Source organism: Phormidium pseudopriestleyi FRX01 (assembly GCF_017313335.1).
GTDB classification, from domain to species: Bacteria; Cyanobacteriota; Cyanobacteriia; order Cyanobacteriales; family Laspinemataceae; genus Laspinema; species Laspinema pseudopriestleyi.
Genome location: NZ_JAFLQW010000047.1, coordinates 1 through 3918 on the forward strand (window position 1 = coordinate 1; position 3918 = coordinate 3918).

Annotated in this window: 2 protein-coding genes and 2 pseudogenes; 1 reads left to right on the top strand and 3 read right to left on the bottom strand. The window is 40.4% G+C overall.

What is annotated here, in order from left to right; genetic code table 11:
• Positions 1-62: 62 nt before the first annotated feature.
• From J0895_RS01835 to J0895_RS01850, 3 genes and pseudogenes are all read right to left on the bottom strand, one after another.
• The gene (locus J0895_RS01835) at positions 63-875 is read right to left on the bottom strand and encodes a DUF1350 family protein (RefSeq protein ID WP_207086443.1); all 813 of its coding nucleotides are present in this window, start codon (positions 873-875) and stop codon (positions 63-65) included.
• 295 nt (positions 876-1170) lie between these two features.
• Positions 1171-2490 (bottom strand): annotated as a pseudogene (locus tag J0895_RS26895) (IS701 family transposase).
• A gap of 89 nt (positions 2491-2579) precedes the next feature.
• Positions 2580-3522: pseudogene (locus J0895_RS01850) on the bottom strand (IS630 family transposase); the annotation flags it as partial.
• A gap of 50 nt (positions 3523-3572) precedes the next feature.
• Between J0895_RS01850 and J0895_RS01855 the strand changes: the two are divergent.
• Positions 3573-3918: ISAs1 family transposase (locus tag J0895_RS01855; RefSeq protein ID WP_207086446.1), on the top strand; the 346-nt coding region annotated here is incomplete at its 3' end.

Consider the following 3918-nt stretch of genomic DNA (forward strand, 5'->3'; position numbering starts at 1 on the left):
ATGTAGGGGTAGGGTCTCCAAACCCTCTTGAGGCTCATTGTGCCCCCACAAATACACCTTGACTAGCCTAAAGGTCTTATGGATGGGATTGGATTGAGCCAGCGCAGGATTTCATCTTTGAGGCGAACGGGTTCGCGATACATTTCTTGGCGGACCCACTGGGCGATCGCATCCAAGGGAGAGAATTCCGTACCCGATTTCCATCCCGGGTCTTGACTTAAGGGAGTTAGATGATTTCCTGGCAATGTGAGCATAGACACCAGGTCAGGAAAGCGTTCTTGAACCACGGGAAATAACAGCCGGGTTTGATCCAGAGTATCGTCTTTAAATTTGATAATTAGATTCCGCTTAATTTGATATTCTCTAGCAATTATTTGGTTAGTTTCTTCTGGGGAAGGAGTAAATTCAACGGAAAAAGCTGTGGGTAATTTAGCACCCCAAGTTGTGGGTAATTGTTCGACTAAATCTAAGAAAGGAATGGAACGGCGGGCGGGGTAATTATTATAGGAAATGAGGATATTTCCAGCGCGTTCGACTTCAAATAAACTGCCGATGAGCAAGTGGAGTTTACAACCCATGCTATGACCAATTCCATAGATGGGAAGATAGCGTTTGGGGAGTTTACCGGATAGGCGCAATTGTTCGACACACCACTCGAAACGTTCCACGATATTAGAGGCGATCGCACCGTGGTCGAAGTTACTAACAAACGGAGTCGCGATGATTGCATAGCCTTGGAGACTGAGTTGTTCGAGTAACCATCGATAAGTCACTTGGGGCGCTGCCGCCAGAAATGCTCCCCCGAGGAAATGAACAATGCCCCGAGTGCGGAAAGGAATATGGACCCAATTACCGGAAATTTCTTGCCAATTCATGCCCAAACTCTATAAAAGTGCAGTTGTTCCCCAATTTTAGTCGATCGCCGGGGTGAGTACCCACTGGGAAACGGGGAAGTTTGGCTATACTGGGGACGATAATCTGGATAGGCGATCGGCCCCTCAGTTTAACCTCATCTTACCCAACAGCCAATCCCCTAGGCAAACCCCTGAAGGCATTCCCAAACCGTTTAGGAGAAAACCGTTATGACACCCTCAATTCAATCCCTCACTGAGATTACCCTAGAAGAATTTTTGCAGTTAACCCTCTTCTGTCACTCTAGGCAGAGGAAAATCAGAAATCCACCTCACTACAGAGAGGGAAAAGAGCTAAAGAAGCACGATTTATCAAAGAAATTAATTGTGGGAAGCCCAAAGATAACTGAGGAATGGGAAAAACTTGTAACCAATAGAGGATTAAATTAAAACCGAGCATCGGCAGGAGGAGTAAATGAAGATTATTTAAAGAACTCTTCCAGCTTCTTTGATGATCCCAATGGGGATGTTGAGTGACCGATTGAATAAAAATCTCTGCCGTTGGAGTGACCGAGATTTCTGACGAAGGCATGAAAGGAGGAGTGGTCAAACTAACGAGCAAATAAACACTACAAATGAGTTCCCACCATTTTTTGATGTCCAGGTAATGAGTGAGCCGAAAATCGGCCCATCCCAACTCGGATTTACACTGCTCAAATCCATATTCAAACCAAGTTCTATCCCCGTATATATTGCCCACATCTTTATAGTTAAGGTCCGCAATATTACTCATAACGAAACTCGTTGAGTTTTCAGGTGAAGTCTCTTTATCTGTTGTGAGAATTTAACAAGTTTGTCGTCCTCTTTCTCCAAAAACAACCCCTCTCACATAGCGGATTTCTGTTTTTTCCTGACTCATATTCCGGGTGAAAGTTTGCCAGCTATTGGCTGAAACCCTTTGTCCTTAAGGCAGCCAGACTCCATGTTTGCTCCTAATTGATACTATATACAAGAGTCCTAATTCCTCCAGTTTACTCAAAAAATTTCCTTCACTTTCTCAATAAAGACTATCGGCTAATACCCATTCTATTTAAAAACCAAGGCGGACCATTTCTTCAACTAATTCGGCGGCAATCTGAGGTTTTGTTTTATAGGTGTCTCCTGCTTTTAAGCACTTTTGAGGCTTGAATACTTCAAATAGTATGGGAACCGTTATTCCATCAACTAAGCCGTAAGCAACTACGGATACAATTCCGTTTTCTACTTTTCCTAATCGACGGATATATTGACGGGCTACATAGTCCGTTTTCTTTCCTTTTTTGGGGTCACAGGTTTCATCAATAATTACTCGAATTTTTCGGCATTTTAAATGATTTAAAATTAGCTCGATTCTCAGTTTCCTTAGCTGGTTTATGTCCCCAGGAGAGTGAGTCAAGAAAGGGTGTAATCCTTGGGCATTTTTTAATTCCAAAATTTTCGGGATTTCGGGTAAAGTTTTTCGTTTTATTTCGGAGAATATTCCTACATGGATATTCTTAGATGCCTCATAAGTTCTACCCTCTGAAAACAGGTTTTTATAGTTTTCACAGTATTCATCAATTAGAGGGTGGGTGGGATTGGCTTGTTTTGGGGCAATCATTGTCCTGCTCTGGCTTTCAGCACCTTTTTCTTCATTATCCCCTCAGAAGAGTGACAAAAGAGGGATATAGCGGTGACCAGACTCATTCGCGTACAGTAACAGCAATGAGCAAACCAATTGCGAATATCTTGTTGAGTGACTTGCTGCATTGCTTCTGTAATACCAATAACTAAATCTTCATAGTTTCTAGGTTGAAATTTTTTGAGGATTTCTTTTAATTTTGACCAAAAATTTTCAATCGGAGAAAATTCTGGAGAATAAGGAGAGAGGTAGATAAGTTTTGCTCCAGCTTCTTGAATAGCTTCTTCAACTATCTGGCTCTTGTGAATGGTTGCATTATCCATAACCACACAAGCATTTTCCCATAAATTTGGAACAATCTTTATTAGAATAAAAGATTAAAATATAACTCGATTAATTGTTTTATATATGTTAGTTGAAGTAACTACTTTTTGGACAAACAAAGCACTTAATAAAGAAACTTTTCCCCCTTTTTTGTGGTTTGGGGCCTCTAGCTCTTTGACCTTTAATAGCTCTTGCTCGGGTTTTAATCAAGGCCAGATCTACTCCGGATTCATCTATGAAAACCAATTCCTCATAAGGAATGTATCAAATTTTATCCCAAAACTCTACTCGCTTTTTTTGAACTTCTTCTTTTAATTTTTTCTCGGCATAAAGTGTCTTTTGTTTAAAGCTATAATTCAGTTTTTTCGGAACTCGGTCTAAAGTAGATTTACTGACTTTGATTCCGGTTTTTTGTTCAAGTAAATCACAGAAATCTTGTCAGGTGGCATCATTATCAACTTCAATCAGTTTCATTAAGATTACCACCTCTTGGCTTCCAAGTTTAGGTGCAGAATTTCCCCCTTGAGGTTTAGGAGCCAAATCGCCGGTCTCTTTATGTTGTTTGATAAGTTTTTGAACAAAACTTTTAGCTATACCAAATCGTGACGCTATTTTTCGGATTGATTGATTTTCATTCTCATAGATTTGTCTGATTTTTTGCTGAAAGTCTAAGGAGTAGGGTTTCATGATAGATTCGGATGGCTAATATGAGTCAGTTTTCCTATGTATTGTACCTCATGAGTCCGGGAACCGCTATAGATAATATTCCTAAATTTCCTGGACTTAAAACCGTGATTTGTGTTAAATTATACCGCGAAGTCCATCGAGCAAATATTATTAAAAACAGTGTTAAAACTCGTTCTTACGTTTCTTCTTTGATTGAAACGGCTGAAGAATTTGCCAATCGAATTCGAGGTTATTGGGGAGTCGAAAACAAGGTTTATTATGTGCGGGATGTAACTCAAGGTGAAGAGGCTTCTCGTATCAGGACAAAACATGAAGTTCAAATTTGGGCAGTCGCTCGAAATTTTGCACTTAACATATACCGCAATTATGGATTTGATAATATGGCTCAAGCCCAAC

Bases quoted from the DNA above. Each gene is read 5' to 3' on its own strand.
- J0895_RS01835 (WP_207086443.1), bottom strand. From the start codon at position 875: ATGAATTGGCAAGAAATTTCCGGTAATTGGGTCCATATTCCTTTCCGC.